Source organism: Pseudomonas sputi, assembly GCF_021603585.1.
GTDB lineage: Bacteria > Pseudomonadota > Gammaproteobacteria > Pseudomonadales > Pseudomonadaceae > Aquipseudomonas > Aquipseudomonas sputi.
The window spans coordinates 1-236 of sequence record NZ_BQHI01000102.1; the positions used below are offsets into that span (position 1 = coordinate 1).

At 60.2% G+C, this 236-nt stretch carries 1 pseudogene; it reads left to right on the forward strand.

The features are described from left to right. Window positions 1–236 (forward strand): annotated as a pseudogene (locus L6D81_RS29470) (hypothetical protein); the annotation flags it as partial.

Consider the following 236-nt stretch of genomic DNA (forward strand, 5'->3'; position numbering starts at 1 on the left):
GCAATGACACCTACATCGTCGACAACGCCGGTGACACCATCATCGAAACCAGCACCCTGGCCAGCGAAATCGACACCGTGCGTTCTTCAGTGAACTGGACCCTGGGCGACAACCTGGAAAATCTGGTGCTTACCGGCACGGCCAACCTCAACGGCACTGGCAACGGTCTGAACAACACCCTGACCGGCAACGACGGCAACAACATCCTCGACGGCGGCCAGGGCGCAGACTCCCTG